Source organism: Photobacterium kishitanii, from assembly GCF_003026355.1.
Classification (GTDB): Bacteria; Pseudomonadota; Gammaproteobacteria; order Enterobacterales; family Vibrionaceae; genus Photobacterium; species Photobacterium kishitanii.
On the sequence record NZ_PYON01000007.1, the window covers coordinates 181817 to 204275 of the forward strand.

The following is a 22459-nucleotide window of genomic DNA, read 5'->3' on the forward strand; positions in this document are numbered from 1 at the left end:
GTGGCGTAAAGGCGCCTGAGATATTATTGGTTTACGGCTGTTGTACAGCGCGTAAACCTATTTTCGTTAACCGATTAAAGAAAAGTACTCACGATAGCGACAATTACGCCATATAAAACCATAGGAATAACTGTTCGTTTGATGATGTAGCCTTCTTTATTCGCAATACCAAGTATGGCTGATACTGCGATAATATTATTTATACACACCATATTACCCATCGCACCGCCGACAGATTGCAAGGCAAGAATGATGGTTTCTGGTAGACCGACAGTGTGGGCAATACTTTGTTGAATCGCACCAAAAGTAAGATTGGAAACTGTTGCTGAACCAGAGAAAAAGGCACCTAAAGCACCAAGATACGCGGCACAGTATTGCCAATTTTTACCTAAGAGATCTGCAAAGGCATTACCCGTAGTCATAATTGGTGAATGATCACCGCCAATCATCATGAATTTCACCATAATTAACGCACCAATAAGGGCGATAAAAGGGGTTTTTATTCGTGATGCAGTATCACTAAATACAGCTTTTACTTGATGTGAACTCATTTTTAGAAAAGGAATTGAGACGAACACGACCAAGAAAAACGGGATTAATGCTGGTACATAAAGTGTTTTGTATGCCCATGCTGTATCAGTGCCTAAAATTTGGTTTATGTGAATAATTAGAGCTTGGCTAATATGCAAGTCGGCAAATCCTAAGTGAATATTCCACATTGGCGTTGCATCATTTAACATTCCCTTTAGTCCTAATTGTTTAATTCGAGTAACAATTAAAATAACAATTAACAATAGGGTTGGTGCCATCGCTTTAAATACACATCCAAACGGTAAAGAATCCGTTGTATTTTCTTCTGTGATATCCTTTTTTTCTAAGCCAACGTTATAGCGCGCAAAAAGTATTGATAAGGTTAAGCCAATAGCACCACCAATCAGAGCTGGGAACTCATAGTTCCATTGTGCTAACCAGACATAAGGTAGTGTGCATGACCAAATACTTAGCTGAATAAAAATAATGTTGCGACGAATTTGTTGCCAGCTAACAATAAATTTCAGAGCAATAACGGGTATCACTATTGCTGCAACGGTATGCATGATTGCGGATAAACTTCCCACATGCAGTAATTCTGTATCAGAAAGCCCTAAGTTACCGAATCCAAACCATGTTGGTGTACCTACAGCACCGAAAGAGACTGGTACTGAGTTCATCACTAACGCTAACATTGCAACGCGTAGTGGATTAAAACCTAATCCAACTAGAATCGGCGCTGCAATTGCTGCTGGTGTGCCAAATCCAGATGCTCCTTCAATCATAAAAGCAAATGCCCAGCCAATGATCATTAGCTGACCAATCTGGTTTTTACTAATACCTTCTAACCATTGTTTTATGACATCTTCACAGCCGGAAACTGAGAGGGTACGATTTAATAAAATCGCACCAGCAATAATCGAAATAGGAGTAATTGCTGATAAAGTGCCAGAAATAATATTTGCAGTTAATAGCCGTCCACTAGTGCCAAAATAAATTAATTGTAAAATACCAATAATTATTGCGGTTAAAGGTAATGCGATATGTGATGGTAGTGCATTTTTTTTTGTCATCATCCAAATCAATAATAAAATTGGAATGATCGATATAGCTAGATTAAGCATATTTTTTCCCTGACTGAGTCGTCTTATTCCGTATTTCAATAGACGATTTTTGTTTTTATTTATTATTACTATATGAATAGTATTTTTTTTACTGATAACCTCAGTGGGGAGATTATTGTAGGCAGGAAAAAGAAACTTTCTATCTATTTTTTTTCTGTATTTATCATACTTATCAATTAAATGTGATGTGAATATAAATGTAGTAGGTAATGAGTTTTTAATTAAGTTCAAAAAATCAATGTGTTATGAAGTTATGCTCAGTAGGTAAAGATCATGATTGTATCACTATTGGAAACAATATATTTGCATACATAAGCTAATATTTTAGGTACTTATTTTAATGAAAATATTAGTTATTTTTTATTAAGGATAATGATTATCAATACAGTGATTATTTAAGCGTGAAAATTAGTGTTAATACGATTAAGAATGCATTTAATATGGTTAATTGGAATATAATAAACGTTATTTGGTAAGCTTGAAATATATTTAATGAAGTAAATAATAATATATTTATATTCTTTTTGAGCGTTATATCATTTCCTGTTAAAAATAAGAAATAATCACTCATAACTGGCTGGGTGGATTATGCGTGGTTGTAGAGAAATAGGCTTATTTTAAGCTAGCATTATTATTGATCACCGTATGTAGAAAAGATAACGCAGCACTACAGTCGTTGCGACTCATAAACCATTGCTTTTGATTCACTTCTAATGGCAGAATTTCGAGCCATCGCTGACATACCCACGTAATATCATCAAATTTTGGCTCGGGATAATAACGAGCATGATCTGGGTGCTGTTGGAAGAGTTGTTTTAAGTTATCTGAGATGTTTTGATCGATAAAATTAATATCTTTGCTATGCCAGTTTGGAACTGGCGAAGTATCACCGACATAAAGGTAGTCACTATCTTGCCAATGATTATTAATTAAAAACATCTCAACCCCCTGAATGGTAATACTCATAAAGCCATCGGGGAGGGGATCAAAATCGGTAATAATGGCGCGAGTCCCAAAATGGCACAAAGTATCATCAATTTTCATGCATAACCCGAAGCCATGATGATTGGTTGTCGCTAGTTTTACTAATCGAATATAACGTTGCTCGTAAATACGTAATTTGCAAATACCATTGGGCAATAAGTAAATATCCAGAGGGAAGAGAGGTAATTGCATAATGATAACCCTAGCTAATGTGTTTTAACATAAGTAAATGGTCGCTCGATATATCATTATTATTATGTTGGTCGGGCACCTTTAATCAGTATAAGCAGACTAAAATAGAATAATGTCTGCTTTATGATACTGCGGTAAAATAAAAGGCTGCTTAGTAAAGTAGCATTATGTGTTTAATATTTGATATATCGCTTGAGTTAAACGTGATAATTGGGCTGAGGTTATAATATAGGGTGGCATAATATAAACTAAGCAACCAAAAGGTCGAATCCATACGCCAGCATTAACAAAAGCCTGTTGAATTTCAGCCATATTTACGGCTTGATGTAATTCTACCACTCCTATAGCACCTAACCAGCGTACCTGCTTTACTTTTTCAAGTGTTTCAATTTTAGGTAACTCATTAGCAAGTTGTGCTTCAATTTCTGCAACTTGTTGTTGCCATTGGTTTTGTTCCAGTATCTCAAGGCTAGCATTAGCAACGGCACAGGCGAGGGGATTGCCCATAAATGTTGGTCCATGCATAAAACACCCAGCATCGCCACTGCATACTGTATCTGCGATTTTTTTATGAGTGATGGTTGCCGATAATGTCATATACCCGCCAGTGAGAGCTTTACCAACACACATAATATCAGGGCTAATATTGGCATGCTCACAGGCAAACAGTTTTCCTGTACGTCCAAAACCGACAGCAATTTCATCTGCAATTAATAGTACCCCATAATCATCGCATAATTTGCGTACTCGACGTAGATAGGTTGGATGATACAGCCGCATTCCTCCAGCACCTTGTACGATAGGTTCTAAAATAACGGCGGCAATTTGCTGGTGGTGTTGCGCTAATTTATTGGAAAAATCACTAATATCATTTTCATTCCACTCGTCCCAGAAATTGCACTGTGGGGAGTCAGCAAAAATATGTTCTGGTAAAAAACCTTTATAAATACTGTGCATGGAGTTATCGGGATCGGTCACTGACATCGCGGCAAAAGTATCGCCATGATAACCGTGACTGAGGGTTAAAAACTTGGATTTAGACTCACCTTTAGCATGCCAGTATTGCAACGCCATTTTAAGTGCAACTTCAACGGCTACCGAACCTGAATCAGCAAGAAAAACGGTATCTAACCCCTGAGGTGTCATTGCAACTAACTTCTTACATAGATCAACCGCAGGTTGATGGGTAATGCCGCCGAACATCACATGCGACATTTTATCGAGTTGTGTTTTTGCCGCAGCAGTTAGTTGTGGGTGGTTATAACCGTGAATAGCAGACCACCATGAAGACATGCCATCGATTAATTGAGTACCATTTTCAAGAGTAAGGTATACGCCATGAGCCTCAGTGACAGGGTAACAAGGGAGCGGTGTAATGGTTGATGTATAAGGGTGCCAAATATGCTGTTGGTCAAAATCGAGGTCAATATTGTTTTCTTTGTGCACTGTTGTAAACCAAATTTATGTTTTGTGGTTGACAGTTTACGTGCTGTTAGTAGACTAGCCAACATCTAAAAGGTAATGAAATGTCTGGTTGGTTATTTATCACGCAACCTGTCGTAAATCGGTAATGGCTCTACATCGTTATTGTATTTATTTCAATATATTAACAATAAAGTATAAAAAGAGGGACGCATTGTGGAAGTTCGTTGTAATTGGACCGTTGAGGAAGTGCAGGCTTTATTTAATAAGCCGTTTATGGATTTAGTGTTTGAAGCTCAACAAATTCATCGTCAATTTCACCAGCCTAATCAAGTACAAGTTAGTACCTTGCTTTCTATTAAAACTGGCGCTTGTCCTGAGGATTGTAAGTATTGTCCTCAAAGTGCACATTATCGCACTGATATAGAGAAAGAACGCTTATTGGAAGTTGATCGAGTACTTGATGCCGCGATAAAAGCTAAGCAATCAGGTGCGACTCGATTTTGTATGGGGGCGGCATGGAAAAACCCTAAAGACAGAGATATGCCTTACTTGCTTGATATGGTGCAAGGCGTTAAGAAGTTAGGCTTAGAAACATGTATGACATTAGGTATGATCACCACTGATCAAGCGAATACACTAGCTGCTGCTGGGTTGGATTACTATAACCATAACCTTGATACCTCACCTGAATACTACGGTAATGTGATTACCACGCGTACTTATCAAGATCGATTAGATACCTTAGCGCATGTGCGTGATGCAGGGATGAAAATTTGTTCTGGCGGCATTATTGGCATGGGAGAAAGTGCACGAGATCGCGCTGGATTGCTGGTGGAGTTAGCCAATTTACCTGTTCATCCTGAAAGCGTACCGATTAACATGCTGGTGAAAGTAAAAGGCACACCACTTGAAAATGCAGAAGATGTCGATCCGTTTGATTTCATTCGTATTATTGCGGTCGCTCGTATCATTATGCCACAATCAGCAGTAAGGCTTTCTGCTGGTCGTGAGGATATGAATGAGCAAATGCAAGCGTTGTGCTTTATGGCTGGTGCTAATTCTGTGTTCTACGGTTGTAAATTATTAACCACACCAAATCCTGGTGAGGATAAGGACATGCAATTATTCGCTAAGCTAGGTATTAATAGCCAGCAGCAAGCAGCTAAGCCTGATGACATTCAAGCAGAAGCACTTTTTGTTCAAGTTGCAGAACGTGTTGCTGCACGCCCAACCAAAGATGACATTTTCTATGATGCCTCTCTTTAATCAGCGTCATCACCAAGCGCTTGTACAACGGCAACAACAAGGGCTTTACCGACAATTAAAATATGTTGAGGAAAATCCACAATGGCTGAATTTTGCTAGCAATGATTATCTTGGTCTAGCACAAGATCCTGAAATCATAGCGGCATGGCAACTTGGATTGGATAAATATGGCGCTGGAAGTGGTGCATCACCCTTAGTTACTGGCTTTCAACCTCCTCATGCTGATTTAGAACAACAATTAACTGAGTGGTTAGGGTATCAACGGGCACTGTTATTCAACAGTGGTTTTAGTGCTAATCAAGCGGTGTTATTTACCTTGTTACAGGCACAAGATCATCTCTTTCAAGATAAGCTTAATCATGCCTCTTTAATTGAAGCTGGCATGTTATCACCTGCAAAAATGAAGCGGTTTGCACATAATGATGTTACTGCTCTGGTTCGTCAATTTGCGACAATGAATACTGACGTTGATACTGCGTCATTGGTTGTGACTGAGGGTGTTTTCAGCATGGATGGCGACTGTGCACCGCTGGCATTATTGCGACAAATAACAGAGCAGCATCAAAGTTGGCTGATGGTTGATGATGCTCATGGCTGTGGGGTATTAGGCGAAGCAGGGCAAGGTAGCTGTCATCTGGCAGGAATAAAAGCTGATATCTTAGTTGTTACCTTTGGCAAAGCATTTGGAATACAAGGTGCAGCCGTATTATGCAGTCAAGAGACCGCAGAATATTTAATTCAATTTGCTCGACATTATATCTATTCGACAGCGATGCCACCAGCACAAGCGGTCGCATTAAGACAGGCGTGTTCTTTGATTCAAACTCAGCCTTGGCGTCGAGAAAAATTGCAGGCGCTGTCGGGACACTTGGATCATTACCTTGATAATAGCATTGACCTCATGCCAACGATCACACCGATTAAACCGATTATTATTGGTGATAGTACTCAAACAATGGCGATTGCTACTCAATTACAGCAACGCGGTATTAAGGTCGGTGCAATTCGTCCACCAACAGTGCCGCCGCACAGTGCGCGTTTGCGAATTACACTAACAGCTAATCATAATGAAACTGATATTCGCCAGTTGGCGGTTGCTATTAATGAGGTGGTTGATGTTGGATAGCTTAATAGATAAATCTGCATTCTCAATTGATCTATCAAAGAAACAAGCTATTGCAAATGCATTTGGACGTGCAGCCCAACATTACGATAAATCTGCTGCATTTCAACGACAGGTTGGGCATCAATTGTTATCTTTAATGCCGACAAGATCTTCTGCTATATCAACGCCGAGAGTGATTGATATTGGTTGCGGAACAGGTTATTTCAGTGCAATGCTGCATCAACAAGGGTTTGCTGTTACTGCTGCAGATCTTTCTACTGCAATGTTGTTACAAGCTCAACAACGATGCGGAAAAGATTGCCAATATTTGCAAACGGATGCTGAAAAGATTGTGATGGCGGATCATAGTTATGATCTTGCTTTTAGTAACCTAGCTTTGCAGTGGTGCGATGATTTAAGTGTGCCATTGCGAGAGTTACGACGGGTTGTTCGGCCTGAGGGGCGGATTTTTTTTACCACTCTTATTGATGGCTCATTAGGTGAGCTAAAACAAGCATGGTCACAAATTGATACTCAGCAACATGTTAATACATTTAAATCACAACATGTTATTGCTGCAGAAATTGCTCGGTCAGGTTTAGTTATTGAAGCGTTAGAATATAAACCTATAACGGTATATTACCCAACCGCGATGAAATTAATGAAAGATTTAAAAGGTATTGGTGCTACACATTTACACCAACAACGACAATCAGGACTTGTTGGCCGACAGACATTCATTGATTTAGAAGATGCGTATGAACGTTTTCGTTTAGACAATGGACTATTACCAGCGACATACCAAGTATGTTTTGGAGTATTGATCAATGAATAAAGCCTATTTTGTCGCTGGTACTGATACCGATGTAGGGAAAACTGTCTGTAGTTGTGCTCTTTTAAATGCTGCTAAACAAGCAGGTATTGCGATGGTGGGTTATAAACCGATTGCATCTGGTAGTGATAAAACAGCGCAAGGATTACGTAATAGTGATGCGTTGTTACTCCAACAAGCATCATCAATTGTGGTGACATATGATGAAGTTAATCCATATACTTTTTATCGTCCTGTTTCACCTCATATTGCTGCAACTGAAGAAAATAAAGCAATTAAATTTAGTGTATTGTCGGAAGGGTTAGCAGCTCTTAAGACGAAATCTGAATGCGTGCTTATTGAAGGTGCTGGTGGTTGGCGAGTCCCTATAAATAATGGTGATTATCTTTCATCATGGGTAAAGCAAGAACAATTACCGGTTATTTTAGTAGTGGGTATTAAACTTGGATGCTTAAATCATGCTTTATTAACCGCTGAAGCTATTCAAGCTGATGGATTAACAATTGTAGGCTGGATAGCTAATCAAGTGCATCCAGTAACGGATAATTATGCTGAAATGATAACATGGCTAGAGCAGCAATTACCGGGGAAGAAAATAGCTGAGATCCCATATATATCAATGAATAGACAGGGAATGATTGACAATAAGCACGATCACTTTGCTAAATATATCGATCTAACTGTATTAAATTTGGGTCAGTAAAAGCAACAAAAGGCACGCAATGTGCCTTTTGTTTTAATTGAGTTGTATAACTAACTAGCTGAATTAAGCCCCATTAGTCTTTCCTGTACTTCTGTCATTGGCGCTGTATTACCAACTTGCTCAAGGCCAAGCTCTTTATGTGCTTCATCAATGGACATTCCAAGATGGCAACGTAAAATATCTATAGCAACTTGATAATTTTCATTATTAGCCATGAACCCTCCCTGTGTAATCATGTCTTTTTGTGTGCATTGTTTCATAACAATGTGTAAACAATAATCGAGTTATGTGACGAAATCAATACTACCAAAGTCTAATCATCACTTATTTTAGCAATTAGAAGCTATTTTCAAGGTAAAGGTGCCAATTTTTGATTAAACAATAATGATTTTTTGACGCTATCTTATGATGAAATAGCCATAAATAAAGAGCGGATAAGAATTGGTAACAATTTAGCACTTTAACTTATCGTCATATTATTTGAATATAGTGAGTAATAATCGTCTTAATGTACCAATAAGGCGCTAGAATACGATCTATAAAGCAAAAACCAGATTGGTAACGTCCTTTCAATTGGAGAAAATAATAGATATGAAACGTATTGCGTTGTTTTTAGCAACGAACCTTGCCGTAATGATAGTGTTTAGTATTGTGCTTAACATTGTTTATGCGGTAACAGGAATGAAACCTGGCAGCCTGTCTGGATTGTTAGTGATGGCTGCTTTGTTCGGTTTTGGTGGATCATTAGTGTCGTTAATGATGTCAAAGTCAATGGCGTTACGTTCAGTTGGCGGTGTTGTTATTGATAGCCCACGTAATGAAACTGAACATTGGCTAATTAATACTGTTGCTCGTCAAGCAGAGCAAGCTGGCATTGGTATGCCGACCGTTGCTATTTATGATGCACCTGATATTAATGCGTTTGCAACAGGTGCTAAGCGTGATGATGCATTGGTGGCAGTATCAACGGGATTGCTGCATAGCATGACTCGTGATGAGGCTGAAGCGGTATTAGCTCATGAAATTAGCCATGTTGCTAATGGTGATATGGTAACCATGACGTTAATGCAAGGTGTAGTAAATACATTCGTGATCTTTGTTTCTCGTCTTGTTGCTGGTGCGATTAGTGGTGTTAATAATAACAGTGAAGAAGGCGAGAGTGGCGGTAGCTACATGACTTACTTTATTGTTTCTTCAATCATGGAAGTATTATTTGGTTTCTTAGCAAGCATTTTAACGATGTGGTACAGCCGTCATCGTGAGTTCTATGCTGATGCTGGCTCTGCAAAGTTGGTTGGCCGAGACAAAATGATTGCTGCGCTTGAACGTTTAAAAGTGAGTCATGAGCCTCATTTAGAAGGTTCTATGATGGCGTTTGGTATTAATGGTAAGAAATCACTATCAGAACTATTTATGACCCACCCACCATTAGAAAAACGTATTGATGCATTGCGTCGCGGTGAGTATATAAAGTAATTATTTACTAACGCATAAATAATAACATAAGCCCCCAGCAGTCGCTCTGAGGGCTTTTTTTTGAGTTATTATTTTAATAGTGCTTTTTCTTGGTTTTCTACATACCAGAAACCAAGAAGTGAAACACCCCAGAATTAGAATAAGTACTGAACGTTAGAAGTTCCAGCGAGCGTTTGACTAAAGCACATTGCTGACGTTACAAATAAAGATGCAAGACTACCTGCTTTTAGCCCAGTTACCAGCGATGTATTCTTTTCAGTTAGCCCAACTATTACCAGGATAGCTACCAAAGAAAACGCCATAAAACCAAAAAGTAAATAGAAAGGAAAGAATTTTACAGTCTTAATTATATTATTGAATTTCATTTAAGTTATGGATTTGTATATTATAATTAGTTTAGATTATGATTCTTATCTTTGTTGTAGAGATATTGTGCGTCATCAATTAGGCAGTATAAAATACGATCGATAAACATTTATAGAGAGGAATATACTCTATAATCCTCGGTGTGATTATAGAATCATTACAAAGGTTAAAGAAATAAAATGGGATATTCAATTTATAAAAAATAGCTGGTATGAATGTTTTTATTTAAATACGTTATTATTGGTAATTTTTTACGCAATGGTTTTTATTTAAATGTGCCTTCTTAAAAAAGAAGGATATATTTAAACAATACTCTTTGTAGCGTAGGATATGAGTTAACACTTTAAGTGTTTATAACTTATATAATAATAACTTTTATATCACCCTTGATTATCAGTACTTTGTGTCATATTTATAATTAAAATCATTTAAGCCTGATTTAATCTGAAAATCAGAAAACTTGAGCCAAGGCTGATTAGCCTTAATCGTGGTGTTTTTTTACGTTTTTATATTGATAATATTTTTATCTTATTGTTTATATTGTATTTTTACTTTGTGATAAATGGGCTTTTTATTTTATTTTAATTTAATATTTTAATTTAATGGCTGTTTTTTAACTAATATCATATTCTTAGACCTGATTTACAGAGCATCTTAAAGCGCTAACAATATATCTATATAAGAGCTTATTGCTTTTTTAATTATAGCAGTGTTAGAACGGCTTTTTTTATGAGGTGTCATGTTTATATAGTGAATGTTTATAATATGTAGCTTGCGATTCTAATGGTAGAAAGTTATTACGGATTGCTATTTTGATATCTAAAAGTTGATCCCTTATAGGTACGAGTATTGCTATAAAAACGAAAGAATGAGAGTCTAGTAATCGCCTCATTTTTTTATGTGATTTATAACAGATACAGATTACCTAGCATAAGCTAAATGAGGATATCTATTCGGTAATGTAGCTGAATCCTCAGGTTTTTTCGAAATTGAAACCATATTAAAATTGAATGATAATTATGGTAAGAATAAAACTCTAGATATTAATCATCGTAATCAATAATTGGTTTGTTAATTATTGTGTAGTACTACTATTGTTGGGTTATTTTAGATAGAAGTACATTACGGTAGTTTATTTTAACAACATATGTGAATTTATAATGGATTTGACAAAGAAAATTCTAATAGCGGCATTAATCTCATCAACTTTAGCTGGGTGTACTGTACCTGGTTCAAACTTAACTCTTGATGGTAAGCATGTTGTCAAAGTTGCCGATGGCGACAGTACTAACTTATCAGATCGCGTTAATGTTTATCCTCTTACTGCGAATACTGTTAATCAGTATCGTATTCAGAAAGTGAAAGCTGAGCAAAATCCACGTTTGGAAGCTGAGTTAGCAAATTATGAATATCATATTGGCCCTGGTGATATTTTAAACGTTACAATCTGGGATCATCCAGAATTAACAATTCCAGCTGGTGCATACCGTAGCGCAAGTGAAGCTGGTAACTGGGTTCATGCTGACGGAACTATTTTCTATCCATATATTGGCAAGGTATATGTAGAAGGAAAAACTGTTTCCGAGGTACGTAAGACCATTTCACGTCGATTATCTGCTTATATCGAAAGCCCCCAAGTAGATGTTAATGTTGCATCTTTCCGATCGCAAAAAGCATATGTTACTGGCGAAGTTAAAACGCCAGGTCAACAACCTATTAGCAATGTACCTCTTACATTACTTGATGCGGTCGATAAGTCAGGTGGTTTAGCTGCCGATGCTGATTGGCGTAATGTAACATTAACGCGTAATGGTAAAGATCAGAAAATTTCATTATACGCCTTAATGCAACGTGGTGATTTACTTCAAAATCGATTGCTACAAGACGGTGATATTATTCATGTACCACGTAACGATGATCAAAAGGTCTTTGTTATGGGTGAAGTTAATGAGCCTAAGCTACTTAAAATTGACCGTGCTGGTATGAGCTTAACTGAAGCATTAAGCAATGTTGGCGGTATTAATGAGCTAGAAGCTGACGCGACGGGTATTTTTGTTATTCGTTCAACACGCGATGACGTTAAGAAAAATCCAAACGATAAAACGATTGCTAATGTTTATCAATTAAACATTAAAGATGCGACAGCGTTGGTTATTGGTACAGAGTTTGAATTACAGCCATATGATATTGTTTATGTGACTGCTGCACCGATTGCACGTTGGAACCGTGTTATTCGTCAGATTGTTCCGACTATTAGCGGCTTTAATAATTTATCTGAAGGTCTGAATTATTATACTAATCTTAAGTAATTGAGTTTAGATTGAAGTTATATAATTAATAACGTTCAAAAGGGAGGCTTAAATAGCCTCCCTTTTTCATATACGTAGATAAAGCGGGTAGGGAGATAAACAACATCTCCCGAATGAAGTTACATCATAGGTATCAGTATGACTGCACCTAAAAATGCCATTAATAAGCTAACGCCTGCTGGAATTAGCCATAATGATTTATCCTTGTTATTTTTCATATACCCTCCTGCATATCCGTGTCTGAGAGGTTGAATGCCTATAGCTTTCAACTATAACCCTAGATTGTATTTGTTGCTTTGTAAGAATTAATTTCCATTAGAAAGAGACTTTTTGGTGAAAATGAGGCTTAGATGCTACTTTTTAAAACAAGGATGATGTTTTTTCGTATTTTATTGATTTTAAATCTAAACTGACAATGCAAAAAATAAAGATGTTATGTTTATGAACTGTTTTATATAAAATCAATTTGTTGGTGAAAGGTTGTAGGTTATGTTTAAAAGATTATTGGGTATGGTGATGCTTTGTTTTGTACTACCAGTAACTATTGCTCATGCCGCTGATGGCAATAATACCAAACCCTATTCAGAGCAAAGTATTTATGACAAACCTATGATTGAACGTTATGTACTTGATGAATTGAAATCATTACGGATGGATCAGCAAGATTTAGAACGTCGAATTACCCTTGATATTACTGATAGAGAATTGGCTGTTGCAGATAAATCAATGAATTACGCCAATGTTACAGTAACGTATTTCTTCTATATTATAGCTGGCGTCGCATCATTAATTGCGTTAATCGGTTGGCAGTCAATGCGTGAAATAAAAGAAAATACTAAACGTATGGCTGAACTACAGTTAAAAGATATAGCCGATAGTTACGAACAAAAGTTTAAAGCTTTAGAACGCGACTTAAAGCGAAAAACACGCATTATTAGTGAAAATAATCGAGAAATAGAAAAAATTAACGAAGTACATAATTTATGGCTTCGCGCTCAAAGCTCACAAACACCAGAGCAAAAGGTAGAAATTTATGATGAAATTTTAAAAGTTCGTCCTGGTGATTTAGAGGCATTGACGTATAAAGCCGACGCAACAATGGAAATGCGGGAATTCCATTGGGCATTAAGTCTATGTAATCGAGTATTAGAAGTGGATGATACTAATGCACATGCTTTATATCAGCGAGCTTGTGCTTATGCGTGCTTAGGAGTAGAAGAACAAGCGATCTCTGATTTAGAACGTGCAATTAAAGATAGTACATCTTTACGTGAACTTGCAGCCGATGAAGATGATTTCGAAAACTTACGTGGTAATGAGCGTTTTGAATTATTACTGATTACAGTAGAAGATTAATTGTTTTAGTCATCTCTGTAATTACAACTCAACATTGCATTTTTAATGCTAGTAAAAAAAACTGAATAAGCCTAATTTTATAATTAGAATAAAAATTAAGAGAAATTAACATGACTAACTTTCAGTTTTATACTTATGAATTACCTTGTTTTAATTGCCATACTCGTAATGCTAAAACCGATCTTGGTTGGTTAACACCGAGCATGAAAACAGATGTTATCGAACAAATTGAAGTAATGTTAAAAAAGCGTGGTAGTGATTATGAACCGTATTTTACCGTACAGATTATTTGCTCAGAAGATGAAGCAAAAGATTATTTATTGCTGAATTATTATGATCATTCTGAGTCAGAAATTAACCATGGAAATATTAAGCCAACAGTAATTGCTGATATTGATGATCAAATTTCTGAACATATGACTGCAGAAGGTGTTGCTGTATTTAGCCATGAAATAGCACTTCAAAACTGTGATGATTGCTCTCAAGATAACGATGCATAATTAAAGTAGGGACAAAGTAATGCTGTGGAATGCTTGTGAGGAAAAAACTAAACTAGCATTGGGTAACGGTGATTTATTACCTCTAACCAGTGACGATATTATTTATCAGCAACAAGGGGTTAACTACATTGTTAATTTACTTACTGATAATATGAAAATAAAACATTCTCCTGCTGTTTCAGCACAAGATCCTTTCGTTGCGCCATATACTAATTGCGATTATATAACGGATATGGATACGGATTATGTATGTTTATTAAATCGTTTTCCGATCGTTGTTCCCCATTTATTGGTTTGTGCCAAAGATTATATACCACAAACATCAGTGTTAACCTTAGCGGATTTTACAGCATGGGTTAAAGGTATTACGCGTAGTGATGTACTTGGTTTCTTCAATTCAGGTCACGATGCAGGCTCTAGCCAAATGCATCGTCACATGCAGTTAGTGAGAACATCTATTCCGTTAGAGTCTCATATTGTTAGTGGGCTGCTTCCGTTTAAACATGCGGTATTTATTTATTCAGCGTTGAACTCAAAACAGTTATATGCAGATTATTTAAATGCAATGGAATCATTACAGTTAAATACTACTAAGTTAGTGAATGGTTTAAACGAGTGTTTGCCTTATAACATTTTATTAACCGAACGCTGGATGTTGATTATCCCAAGGGTTAAAAACCAAGTAGAAACCTTATCGGGTCACGGTGTAAATTTTAGCGGTCGTTTTTTGGTGAGCTCTGAACTGCAATTAGCATGGCTAGAAAATTATGGTTTCATGCGATTTTTAACCGATTGTGGTTTTCAGGAAAAATAGCGTTATAATCTTTTGATATTTAAGCAGTTGTGCAGTACAGACTTTACAACTGATAAAGTTGTGATTAGTATAGCTGTTATGGAGAGATGGCTGAGTGGTTGAAAGCACCGGTCTTGAAAACCGGCATACGTTTATAGCGTATCTAGGGTTCAAATCCCTATCTCTCCGCCACATTCAAGAAAACCGCTAATTTATTGGCGGTTTTTTTATGTCTGTATAAAAGCGGGTTCAAATCCTCTCATTTCCTAGGCTACCCTGATATATGGAAGAGGGGGGGCTGATTTATTTTATCCAGTGGCTTGTTGTTTGTATCATTGGTTGATTATATGGATTGTAATTAATTACCTTCATTAAATGCTTTAGATAATGTCACGAGTTTGAATGAACATTGTTTCATCTGAATCATGCTAAGATTAATCGCTTCCATTTCCTTGAGGTTATTTTTAGAGCTATCATAAATTTGATGACTATTTTTATTAATATCTTTAGATACTGTAGCTTGTTGTTCTGTTGCTGTTGATATTTGAATTGATAAATTTGATATTTCTGTCATTAAGGTAAATATTTCTTTAAGTTTAGATTCCATATTATTAATATCACTGACGCATATATTAGATTTATTCAGACCTTTTTCCATTCGTGAGGCAATTTTATTAAGAGAATGGACAATATAATTTACTGATTGCTGAATTTGAGAGGTGGCTGTATGCGTACGTACACTTAACGCTCTTACTTCTTCTGCAACAACAGAGAACCCTCGGCCATGTTCACCAGCGCGTGCCGCTTCAATAGCTGCATTAAGTGCAAGTAAATTCGTTTGATCTGAAATACTTTGTATCTCTTGAAGAATTGAAGTTATTAACTTTGCTTCAGTGGCAAGTTTAGTTGTTAACTCACTCGTTTCATTAATTTCAGTTGTTAGCTCTACAATATGTTCAGTTGTAACCATAACTAAAGCTTCAGTATCTTGGCAGGAAGATTCTGCCGTTGAGACTGAGACTAAGGTGTGTTGGCAGTTTTCAGAAACATTATTGATGCTTGATGACATTTCTTCAATGGCAGTAGCAATACCATCTAAATGGGAACTTTGCTGTTTAATTTTATCAGTGCAATTAACCGAAAGTGTACTAATAGTTGTTATTTCACTATCTACTTCTAGCGTTGCTTCTTGAGTCCGAGCTAATATTGTGCGTATTTGTGCATCTTTCATTGCGATTATATATTCAGCAATATTATTAATATTATCGTTAAAAATGCCTTGTGACAAACTATTATGTTTACGTTCAAATTTTTGTAGCCAGCGAGGGTATGTGATTAGTTCTCGATAAAATAAGGCAAGACTAAGAATTGGAAATAATATATTAAAATAATTAGATACACTAAAACTTAGTATTAACGTTATGGCAGTTAATAAAGTATATAAGCACCATTTTATTTTGAGGGACATGGTACGTTTTAGCGTTGGGGTTTGATGCAATTGACGGTATAAAACTTCAGCTTTATGTCGTGCTTTAGGATCAAGGTAGAGGCGTACTGATTGATATCCTATAACGTGGTTGTTTTCAAAGAGAGGTGTGACAAACGCATCTACCCAATAATAGTCACCATTTTTGCATCTATTTTTAACTGCACCTCGCCAATAACGTTTTTGTTTAATGCTTTTCCATAAGTCACCAAATATACAGTCTGGCATATCAGGATGACGTAAAATATTATGATTTTTACCTATTAATTCTTCTTGGGAATAACCTGAGATATCGCAAAAGTAATCATTAATATAAGTAATGTTACCATCTATATCTGTCGTTGAGACAATTTGACTCGATAAATTAAGTGGGATTTCTTTTTCTGTATTGAGTGATAACATTATAGATCACCATGTGAAATTAATTGTATATGGTGATATTAGAAGATAAAAACAAAACGTAAACAGGTGGGGTTTAAATGCTATTTATATTTGCTTGTTATTTGATGTCGTTAACAAAAAAATAAGTATAAAAGTAACATTAATAAAAGGGGGAGTTAAATCCCCCGTTAGCTAGCTTATGCGCATTTATCACAAGCTTGTAGTGCGATTTCGTGCTCAAAAGTCACTTGACCTAGTGCTGTCGTACTTGCCGCGATTTCTTGTTCAATTTCTTGAAGATCATCAGCATCAATACCACTTGAGGTTACTTCATCTTCGGTGTAACCAAATGCATTTAATAATAAGTAATCACGTGCATCTTCTGAGTTACAAGTAATGATCGCTGTAAGGTCATCGCCAAAAGCAGTGTCACCTGTAATGATTGCAGTAATTTGTTGCTGGACACTATCGTACATTGCTGGTGTTAACCAACCTAGATCTGCTTCAGCAGTATTCTTACGACAATCAAAGCAAGGAAGGAGCTGAGAATAGCTCTGAAAATGGTTCATGGGAAAGCATCCTGATCACGGTATTAATATTGCCCCGCAACTTATGCTAAATTGGCTTTAATTGCCAGCGTAAAGGTGAATTTTTATTGTCGTAGAACGGTGCATATCATTTGAAAATACGATATCAGCGTCTGACTTAATCATAAGCTAAAGAAGTGTAGTAACTATCTATATTATTGGTGGGATAGATAAAACAGATTCAGTTGTTATAGTGTGGAGCTGTAGACTACAATCACAGCTAAATAAGCATTACCTTTAGTACAATAAAGAGAGTGTTATTATTAATTGCTCATCAACAGGGATAAATATGAAAAAGATAATAGTAGCGGCGGCTATAGTGGTTGCGGTAACAGGTTGTGCGGGAACACCGTCAAATAGCTATACCGTTGATAATGCAGCTGGTGTCTCATCTTGGGAGTTATGTCGTAATATTGGTTATCATGAGTTCTTCAATCGCACACAAAAAGCGCAACAATTGACTCACTATGTATTGCAACGTGGTGATGTTGATCCTCAAGCATGCCAAGCAGCAGCAGAAGAAGGTAAGAAGTTTGCGGAAGAGGAATATCGAAAAACAGGCGGTTATTAAATATATCGACACCCTTACTTACAATATAATGCGCTAATTATCTGTTATTTTTGCTTTTAATTTATAAAATATCAGCAGTGGGTACCGCATTGTATTTGTAAATAGGGATAGCTGCCATTATGAAAAAAAGCACATTGCTTGTTATATGTGTGCTGAGTGCATTGTCATTTAGTTCGGTATCGTTAGTTGCACAAGCGAATGATCGCCCAACAACATTGCCGAGTGAGCGCTCAGGGTTACAAATATGGAATAAAGAAACCGTGTACACCAAAGGTGATAGTGCGCGTTATTTAGGACGATTATGGGTAGCGAAGTGGTGGACACAAGGTGATCGTCCTCAGCGTGATAATGAATCTGGTCCGTGGACGTTAGTTCGCCTGATTGATAACGATAATAACCCTATTAAACCCAATAATTTTAAGGTAACCCGTTATCGTGCAGGGGTGAAATACAGTGCTGGCGATAGAGTACGGATGCCTAATGGTAATGTTTATCGTTGTCGTGATTGGCCGGCAACACCGTGGTGTGAGCTAGAAGGTTATGCACCAGGTAAAACACAACACTGGCGTGATGCATGGTCACGAGTAAATTAATACCGAGTATCTGCTGAGTAAAGCAGATACTCATGAGTGAGTGTTATTGCTCTGGTTGAGATGAGACTAATGGGTAGACATTCACTTTCTCAATACGGTTGTGCTCAATAGTAAGAATTTCAAATCGCCAATGTTGCCAATCGATAACATCGCCACTTTGTGGAAGTCCACCTTTGATCCACATCAACATTCCATTTAATGTTTGATAACCATTTTGATCTTCATCAGGCAATTTTTTTAAATCTAATAAATCTTTAACGACAGTAATGGGGATCAGACCATCAAGATGCCAATGGTTATCATTTATTTTTTGGGACCATACATCAGTCGGATCTTGTGTTGTGAATTTACCAGTTAAAGCTTCTAGAATATCTTGTGGTGTGACGATACCTTGAATATCACCATATTCATCAACCACAAAAGCTATTTCAGTTCCTGAGTCTTGAAACATTTCAAGTAAGTCAGTACCGGTCCATGTTTCGGGGATAAATAGCGGTTGAGTAATATAATCAACTATATTTTTGGCATCATCGCTGCGATTATCAAGTTCAAATCGCAATAATTGCTTAGCAGTTATTGTACCTTTAACATCGTCAACAGTATGGCGACAAACCGGTAAACATGAAAAAGGACTCGCAAGTAATTTTTGCTGATAGCTTTCAACAGCATGGTCGAGATCAAGATAACTAATATCATTTCTTGGCGTCATCATTGATGAAACTTTACGATCATCAAAATGGAAAACATTCCGAACCATGGTATGTTCCTGCTGGTGAATAATACCAGTTTGAGATCCTTCAGTTATAATTGCTTTAATGTCTTCTTCCGTTAAATGGTTACTATTAGTGGTACTTTTGCTAAACACTTTTAGGAATAACTCTGTTGAGCCAGCTAATAAGATAATAAAAGGACGTGATAATAGGGACAAAAATGCAATAGGACGAGCAACACGTAATGCTAATGGCTCAGCATTAACTTGTGCATAGCGTTTAGGGATTAACTCACCAATAACAATAGAGAAATAAGTGATAATAACCACTGCAATAATAGTTGCTGAAACCGATGCTGTATGTGCTTGCACACCGAGTGCAGTTAACCATGAAGAAATAGGTCCGGCTAGAGCGGCTTCACCGATAACACCATTTAATATCCCGATGATAGTTATACCAATTTGGATAGTGGATAAAAAAGTGGTTGGCTTATTGGCTAATTTTAGGGCTGTTATCGCAGATGGATCGCCATCATCAGCAAGAACTTGGAGACGATTTTTTCGTGATGTGACTAACGCTATTTCTGACATAGCAAACCAGCCATTCAGAATAACTAAAAATACAAGAATTGCGATACTCATTAAAACTCCTAACAATACAATAGGCGAATTTACGATGAGAATCGATAAATAAGTCCGCCAAATAGGGTGAATCGCCTATTAGGCCACTTCAATTTTCATTATAACTCGCATGTGAAAATACGAAATCCACATTTCAGTTAAATAATTTATTATATTTGAAACAGCGTCATAATTTAGCGTGATAAGCCAAATCAAGATTAAATAGTTAATATAAAAATAGACAAATAATAATGAAAACCAAATAGGGCGAGGGCACAAATGAAAAAGTTATGGATAATAAGTGGGTTATTGGTATCAAGTTCAGTCATGGCGACGACACAAACAACAAAGATAGACTGCGACAATGCTTATACCACACTTGAAATAAACCAATGTGCAGAAGATAAATTTGATGCGGCTAATCAACAGCTACAACGATACTTAATCCAAAGTATCCAACAAAATAATACCGATAAACCACTTGTTGAAGCAATAAAAATGGCGCAAAAGCAGTGGCTTCAGTATCGAGATGCTGAATGTAGTGCGGTATACACACAGTGGCAACAAGGGACTATTCGTGGTGTCATGGCATTATCTTGTAAATTAGCATTAACCCAACAACGGACATTGACGTTATGGGAAAATTATCTACGGCCAATGGACAGCAGTACGGCTATATTGCCTAAACCAATTGTCGATGCAGACTAATTTATTATTTTATCAATGCCAATAAAAAAGGCCTCCTAGTATACTGGAGGCCTAAAGTTAAGCTGTATAAGTTTATATGATAAAGGCTATATTACACACCAACGGTCATATGGAGCCTGTAAAAAATACCACGACTAGTGAGATCGGCTAATAGTATAAAAATTATACTCAACAGCATGGTAAATAGTATTGGCCGTGCTTTAATCCGTCGTGGAATAAACCAATAAATAATTGCTGCAAACACGAAGGTTATTCGTACCGTAGCACGCTCACTGACAGCATTAGATGAGGCTTTATTTGTTGAACTGTGCAGTAGCTGTAAAGCGTGTGAACGGCAGTGTCCACAACAAGCACTGGTGATCAAAGATAATCAACAACCACAATTAGACCATCGTCGCTGTGATGGTTGTGGTTTATGTCGTGGCAGTTGTTATATTGGTGCGGTGACATTGAGTCTCGATTGAGTAAATTGCCATCATTATTTGTGATGAGTATCTCTTTATGGTGGTGTTTACCCTCTATTGATTACATATATTTTTGCATCTCATCTCTTTCTTCACGAATTCTTCACGCTTATGGTTATAAAGTTACTCCAACGAAAGAGCTTTGGATGCTTATAACCCCATGAACAACAAATTATTATTACCGTTAGCTTTACTATGTTCACCAGTATTTGCTGGGCCATATGTTGGTCTTGAAGTCGGTGCCGCATCAATTAACCATGATTTTAGTACTCATTTTAGTACTGATGTTAAAACAGTTACGCCAAGCAATTCATCAACGACATTTGGTGGTTTTGTTGGTTATCGTAGTAATAATATTGGTATTGAGCTGGGCTATAAGCAATTTGAATTAGAAGGCTCAACCAGTCAGCATTTTCCACTAGTAAATAATAATAGCTATACCCATGAAAGAGAGTGGGAAGCTGATATTAATGTAAAACAATTTAGTGTTAAGCCAGTTTATTTTTATACGCTAACAGAAAAAGTACAATTAAAAGCAGGTGCTGGTATTACTTATACCCAATATGATTATTCATCATCAGTACAAGATGAATATGAGCACGTGTTAAATGATGATCTTGAATATAATGTGCCGCGTATTGGTGGCGAGAGCAAAAATAATAGCGAATTTGGTGTAATTGCAAGTATTGGTATTGATTATAACGTTTACCGTAATATCAATATTGGTGCAGCAATGGAGTACTATGTTGATAGTACTGCAAATGGCGGTAACGTAACTGTTAATACAACGTATTTCTTTTAATACGTCATAAATAAATTTTCTATTAAATGTCATTATTGAATAGACATTTAATATTACCCATATATTAGATTAAGAAGTGATTAAATAATGAAAAAGTCAATTTTACTTGTTACGTTACTAGCTGCAATGACATCTACGGCAGCATTTGCTAATAACCAAGTTATTAATCAAGTTGCTCAACCACAGCAACAAGGTTTCTCTGGTCCAACGCATGGTATTGATACTGTTAAAGGTGCAGTAGAAGCTGGTATGTTTAGTGATGATACACCTGTAACATTAACAGGTTACTTAACTTCATCACTTGGTGGCGAGCATTACACCTTTACTGATGGTAGCGGCACTATGACGGTTGAAATTGATCATGACAAGTGGTTTGGCCTTCAAGTAACACCACAAACTAAAATCACTATTCAAGGTGAAATCGATAAAGAATTTAACCATACTAAAATTGATGTTGATCATGTACGTTTAGCACAAAAATAATACACATTGATATATCAATTAAGCCTAGTCTGTTATCAGACTAGGCTTTTTAGTATTTATAAAAATAAAAAACCCGAGCGGTAAAGCTCGGG

23 protein-coding genes and 1 tRNA gene are annotated in these 22459 nt (G+C 36.6%); 16 read left to right on the forward strand and 8 right to left on the reverse strand.

The annotated features are described in order from the left end of the window. Positions 1-74: 74 nt before the first annotated feature. The 3 genes from C0W29_RS10420 to bioA form a co-directional block, all read right to left on the reverse strand. The gene (locus tag C0W29_RS10420; protein WP_045044399.1) at positions 75-1655 is read right to left on the reverse strand and encodes an L-lactate permease; all 1581 of its coding nucleotides are present in this window, start codon (positions 1653-1655) and stop codon (positions 75-77) included. Between the two features lie 612 nt (positions 1656-2267). After that, entirely contained in the window at positions 2268-2831 is a 564-nt protein-coding gene (locus tag C0W29_RS10425; RefSeq protein ID WP_045041527.1) for an LON peptidase substrate-binding domain-containing protein, read from the reverse strand. A 165-nt stretch (positions 2832-2996) separates the two neighbouring features. Next, positions 2997-4277 (reverse strand): adenosylmethionine--8-amino-7-oxononanoate transaminase, encoded by a 1281-nt coding sequence (gene bioA / locus C0W29_RS10430; RefSeq protein ID WP_235869012.1) that lies wholly within the window; start codon positions 4275-4277, stop codon positions 2997-2999. Between the two features lie 192 nt (positions 4278-4469). Between bioA and bioB the strand changes: the two genes are divergently transcribed. Genes bioB through bioD form a run of 4 tightly spaced genes read left to right on the forward strand, consistent with a single transcriptional unit; the run spans position 4470 to position 8162 of the window. Beyond that, entirely contained in the window at positions 4470-5522 is a 1053-nt protein-coding gene (gene bioB, locus C0W29_RS10435) for a biotin synthase BioB (RefSeq protein WP_045041526.1), read from the forward strand. Beyond that, positions 5509-6648 (forward strand): 8-amino-7-oxononanoate synthase, encoded by a 1140-nt coding sequence (bioF, locus tag C0W29_RS10440; RefSeq protein WP_045044582.1) that lies wholly within the window; start codon positions 5509-5511, stop codon positions 6646-6648. The genes bioB and bioF overlap by 14 nt, the downstream gene beginning before the upstream one ends. Then, positions 6638-7462 carry a malonyl-ACP O-methyltransferase BioC gene (gene bioC, locus C0W29_RS10445; protein ID WP_045044400.1) on the forward strand — a complete coding sequence of 275 codons (825 nt, stop codon included), beginning with the start codon at positions 6638-6640 and terminating at the stop codon, positions 7460-7462. The genes bioF and bioC overlap by 11 nt, the downstream gene beginning before the upstream one ends. Then, the gene (gene bioD / locus C0W29_RS10450) at positions 7455-8162 is read left to right on the forward strand and encodes a dethiobiotin synthase (RefSeq protein WP_045044401.1); all 708 of its coding nucleotides are present in this window, start codon (positions 7455-7457) and stop codon (positions 8160-8162) included. The genes bioC and bioD overlap by 8 nt, the downstream gene beginning before the upstream one ends. Positions 8163-8212: 50 nt before the next feature. Here bioD and C0W29_RS21750 read toward each other — a convergent pair whose 3' ends face one another. Continuing rightward, positions 8213-8377, reverse strand: coding sequence for a hypothetical protein (locus C0W29_RS21750; protein ID WP_045041523.1), 165 nt, complete (start codon positions 8375-8377; stop codon positions 8213-8215). Between the two features lie 376 nt (positions 8378-8753). On the opposite strand from C0W29_RS21750, the gene htpX reads away from it, so the two are divergent. The 6 genes from htpX (at position 8754) to C0W29_RS10480 (ending at position 15154) form a co-directional block, all read left to right on the forward strand. Then, a complete protein-coding gene (gene htpX, locus C0W29_RS10455; RefSeq protein ID WP_036795165.1) occupies positions 8754-9638 on the forward strand; it encodes a protease HtpX in 885 nt (294 codons plus the stop codon). Between the two features lie 1526 nt (positions 9639-11164). After that, the gene (locus tag C0W29_RS10460) at positions 11165-12313 is read left to right on the forward strand and encodes a polysaccharide export protein (RefSeq protein WP_045041522.1); all 1149 of its coding nucleotides are present in this window, start codon (positions 11165-11167) and stop codon (positions 12311-12313) included. 489 nt (positions 12314-12802) lie between these two features. After that, positions 12803-13669: a tetratricopeptide repeat protein gene (locus C0W29_RS10465; protein ID WP_045041521.1), complete on the forward strand. Its 867-nt coding sequence runs from the start codon at positions 12803-12805 to the stop codon at positions 13667-13669. 110 nt (positions 13670-13779) lie between these two features. Then, the gene (locus C0W29_RS10470) at positions 13780-14169 is read left to right on the forward strand and encodes a hypothetical protein (protein ID WP_045041520.1); all 390 of its coding nucleotides are present in this window, start codon (positions 13780-13782) and stop codon (positions 14167-14169) included. Positions 14170-14188: 19 nt separating this feature from the next. After that, entirely contained in the window at positions 14189-14983 is a 795-nt protein-coding gene (locus tag C0W29_RS10475) for an ATP adenylyltransferase family protein (protein ID WP_045044402.1), read from the forward strand. Between the two features lie 80 nt (positions 14984-15063). Beyond that, a tRNA-Ser gene (locus C0W29_RS10480) sits at positions 15064-15154 on the forward strand. Between the two features lie 166 nt (positions 15155-15320). On the opposite strand, the gene C0W29_RS10485 is transcribed toward C0W29_RS10480, so the two are convergent. Both C0W29_RS10485 and C0W29_RS10490 read right to left on the reverse strand, forming a co-directional pair. Beyond that, entirely contained in the window at positions 15321-16850 is a 1530-nt protein-coding gene (locus tag C0W29_RS10485) for a methyl-accepting chemotaxis protein (RefSeq protein WP_045044403.1), read from the reverse strand. Between the two features lie 176 nt (positions 16851-17026). Further along, on the reverse strand, positions 17027-17398 hold the full coding sequence (locus tag C0W29_RS10490; protein ID WP_045041518.1) for a hypothetical protein: 372 nt from the start codon (positions 17396-17398) through the stop codon (positions 17027-17029). Between the two features lie 307 nt (positions 17399-17705). Here C0W29_RS10490 and C0W29_RS10495 point away from each other — a divergent pair, with 307 nt between their 5' ends. Then, the gene (locus tag C0W29_RS10495; RefSeq protein WP_045041517.1) at positions 17706-17987 is read left to right on the forward strand and encodes a lipoprotein; all 282 of its coding nucleotides are present in this window, start codon (positions 17706-17708) and stop codon (positions 17985-17987) included. Positions 17988-18106: 119 nt separating this feature from the next. Then, positions 18107-18580 carry a carbohydrate-binding protein gene (locus tag C0W29_RS10500; protein WP_045041516.1) on the forward strand — a complete coding sequence of 158 codons (474 nt, stop codon included), beginning with the start codon at positions 18107-18109 and terminating at the stop codon, positions 18578-18580. A 43-nt stretch (positions 18581-18623) separates the two neighbouring features. Here the strand turns inward: C0W29_RS10500 and C0W29_RS10505 are convergent, their stop codons facing one another. Further along, positions 18624-19931, reverse strand: a complete 1308-nt coding sequence (locus C0W29_RS10505) for a hemolysin family protein (RefSeq protein ID WP_045041515.1) — start codon at positions 19929-19931, stop codon at positions 18624-18626. A gap of 258 nt (positions 19932-20189) precedes the next feature. Here C0W29_RS10505 and C0W29_RS10510 point away from each other — a divergent pair, with 258 nt between their 5' ends. Further along, positions 20190-20618: a lysozyme inhibitor LprI family protein gene (locus tag C0W29_RS10510; RefSeq protein ID WP_045041514.1), complete on the forward strand. Its 429-nt coding sequence runs from the start codon at positions 20190-20192 to the stop codon at positions 20616-20618. Between the two features lie 91 nt (positions 20619-20709). On the opposite strand, the gene C0W29_RS21990 is transcribed toward C0W29_RS10510, so the two are convergent. Beyond that, complete coding sequence (locus C0W29_RS21990; protein ID WP_107174158.1) at positions 20710-20982, reverse strand: DmsC/YnfH family molybdoenzyme membrane anchor subunit; 273 nt, start codon at positions 20980-20982, stop codon at positions 20710-20712. On the opposite strand from C0W29_RS21990, the gene C0W29_RS21905 reads away from it, so the two are divergent. From C0W29_RS21905 to C0W29_RS10530, 3 genes are all read left to right on the forward strand, one after another. Beyond that, the gene (locus C0W29_RS21905) at positions 20891-21082 is read left to right on the forward strand and encodes a 4Fe-4S binding protein (RefSeq protein WP_258179258.1); all 192 of its coding nucleotides are present in this window, start codon (positions 20891-20893) and stop codon (positions 21080-21082) included. The two genes, C0W29_RS21990 and C0W29_RS21905, sit on opposite strands and share 92 nt — an antisense overlap. Positions 21083-21242: 160 nt before the next feature. Next, positions 21243-21884 carry an AcfA family outer membrane beta-barrel protein gene (locus tag C0W29_RS10525; RefSeq protein ID WP_045041513.1) on the forward strand — a complete coding sequence of 214 codons (642 nt, stop codon included), beginning with the start codon at positions 21243-21245 and terminating at the stop codon, positions 21882-21884. Positions 21885-21971: 87 nt separating this feature from the next. Then, entirely contained in the window at positions 21972-22367 is a 396-nt protein-coding gene (locus C0W29_RS10530; RefSeq protein WP_045041512.1) for a YgiW/YdeI family stress tolerance OB fold protein, read from the forward strand. The last annotated feature ends 92 nt before the right edge of the window (positions 22368-22459 follow it).

Excerpts from the sequence above, each read along its gene's own strand:
- C0W29_RS10420 (WP_045044399.1), bottom strand. The coding sequence starts at position 1,655 with ATGCTTAATCTAGCTATATCGATCATTCCAATTTTATTATTGATTTGG.
- C0W29_RS10425 (WP_045041527.1), bottom strand. The coding sequence starts at position 2,831 with ATGCAATTACCTCTCTTCCCTCTGGATATTTACTTATTGCCCAATGGT.
- bioF (WP_045044582.1), top strand. The coding sequence starts at position 5,509 with ATGCCTCTCTTTAATCAGCGTCATCACCAAGCGCTTGTACAACGGCAA.
- bioC (WP_045044400.1), top strand. The coding sequence starts at position 6,638 with ATGTTGGATAGCTTAATAGATAAATCTGCATTCTCAATTGATCTATCA.
- bioD (WP_045044401.1), top strand. The coding sequence starts at position 7,455 with ATGAATAAAGCCTATTTTGTCGCTGGTACTGATACCGATGTAGGGAAA.
- C0W29_RS21750 (WP_045041523.1), bottom strand. The coding sequence starts at position 8,377 with ATGGCTAATAATGAAAATTATCAAGTTGCTATAGATATTTTACGTTGC.
- htpX (WP_036795165.1), top strand. The coding sequence starts at position 8,754 with ATGAAACGTATTGCGTTGTTTTTAGCAACGAACCTTGCCGTAATGATA.
- C0W29_RS10460 (WP_045041522.1), top strand. The coding sequence starts at position 11,165 with ATGGATTTGACAAAGAAAATTCTAATAGCGGCATTAATCTCATCAACT.
- C0W29_RS10465 (WP_045041521.1), top strand. The coding sequence starts at position 12,803 with ATGTTTAAAAGATTATTGGGTATGGTGATGCTTTGTTTTGTACTACCA.
- C0W29_RS10470 (WP_045041520.1), top strand. The coding sequence starts at position 13,780 with ATGACTAACTTTCAGTTTTATACTTATGAATTACCTTGTTTTAATTGC.
- C0W29_RS10475 (WP_045044402.1), top strand. The coding sequence starts at position 14,189 with ATGCTGTGGAATGCTTGTGAGGAAAAAACTAAACTAGCATTGGGTAAC.
- C0W29_RS10485 (WP_045044403.1), bottom strand. The coding sequence starts at position 16,850 with ATGTTATCACTCAATACAGAAAAAGAAATCCCACTTAATTTATCGAGT.
- C0W29_RS10490 (WP_045041518.1), bottom strand. The coding sequence starts at position 17,398 with ATGAACCATTTTCAGAGCTATTCTCAGCTCCTTCCTTGCTTTGATTGT.
- C0W29_RS10495 (WP_045041517.1), top strand. The coding sequence starts at position 17,706 with ATGAAAAAGATAATAGTAGCGGCGGCTATAGTGGTTGCGGTAACAGGT.
- C0W29_RS10500 (WP_045041516.1), top strand. The coding sequence starts at position 18,107 with ATGAAAAAAAGCACATTGCTTGTTATATGTGTGCTGAGTGCATTGTCA.
- C0W29_RS10505 (WP_045041515.1), bottom strand. The coding sequence starts at position 19,931 with ATGAGTATCGCAATTCTTGTATTTTTAGTTATTCTGAATGGCTGGTTT.
- C0W29_RS10510 (WP_045041514.1), top strand. The coding sequence starts at position 20,190 with ATGAAAAAGTTATGGATAATAAGTGGGTTATTGGTATCAAGTTCAGTC.
- C0W29_RS10525 (WP_045041513.1), top strand. The coding sequence starts at position 21,243 with ATGAACAACAAATTATTATTACCGTTAGCTTTACTATGTTCACCAGTA.
- C0W29_RS10530 (WP_045041512.1), top strand. The coding sequence starts at position 21,972 with ATGAAAAAGTCAATTTTACTTGTTACGTTACTAGCTGCAATGACATCT.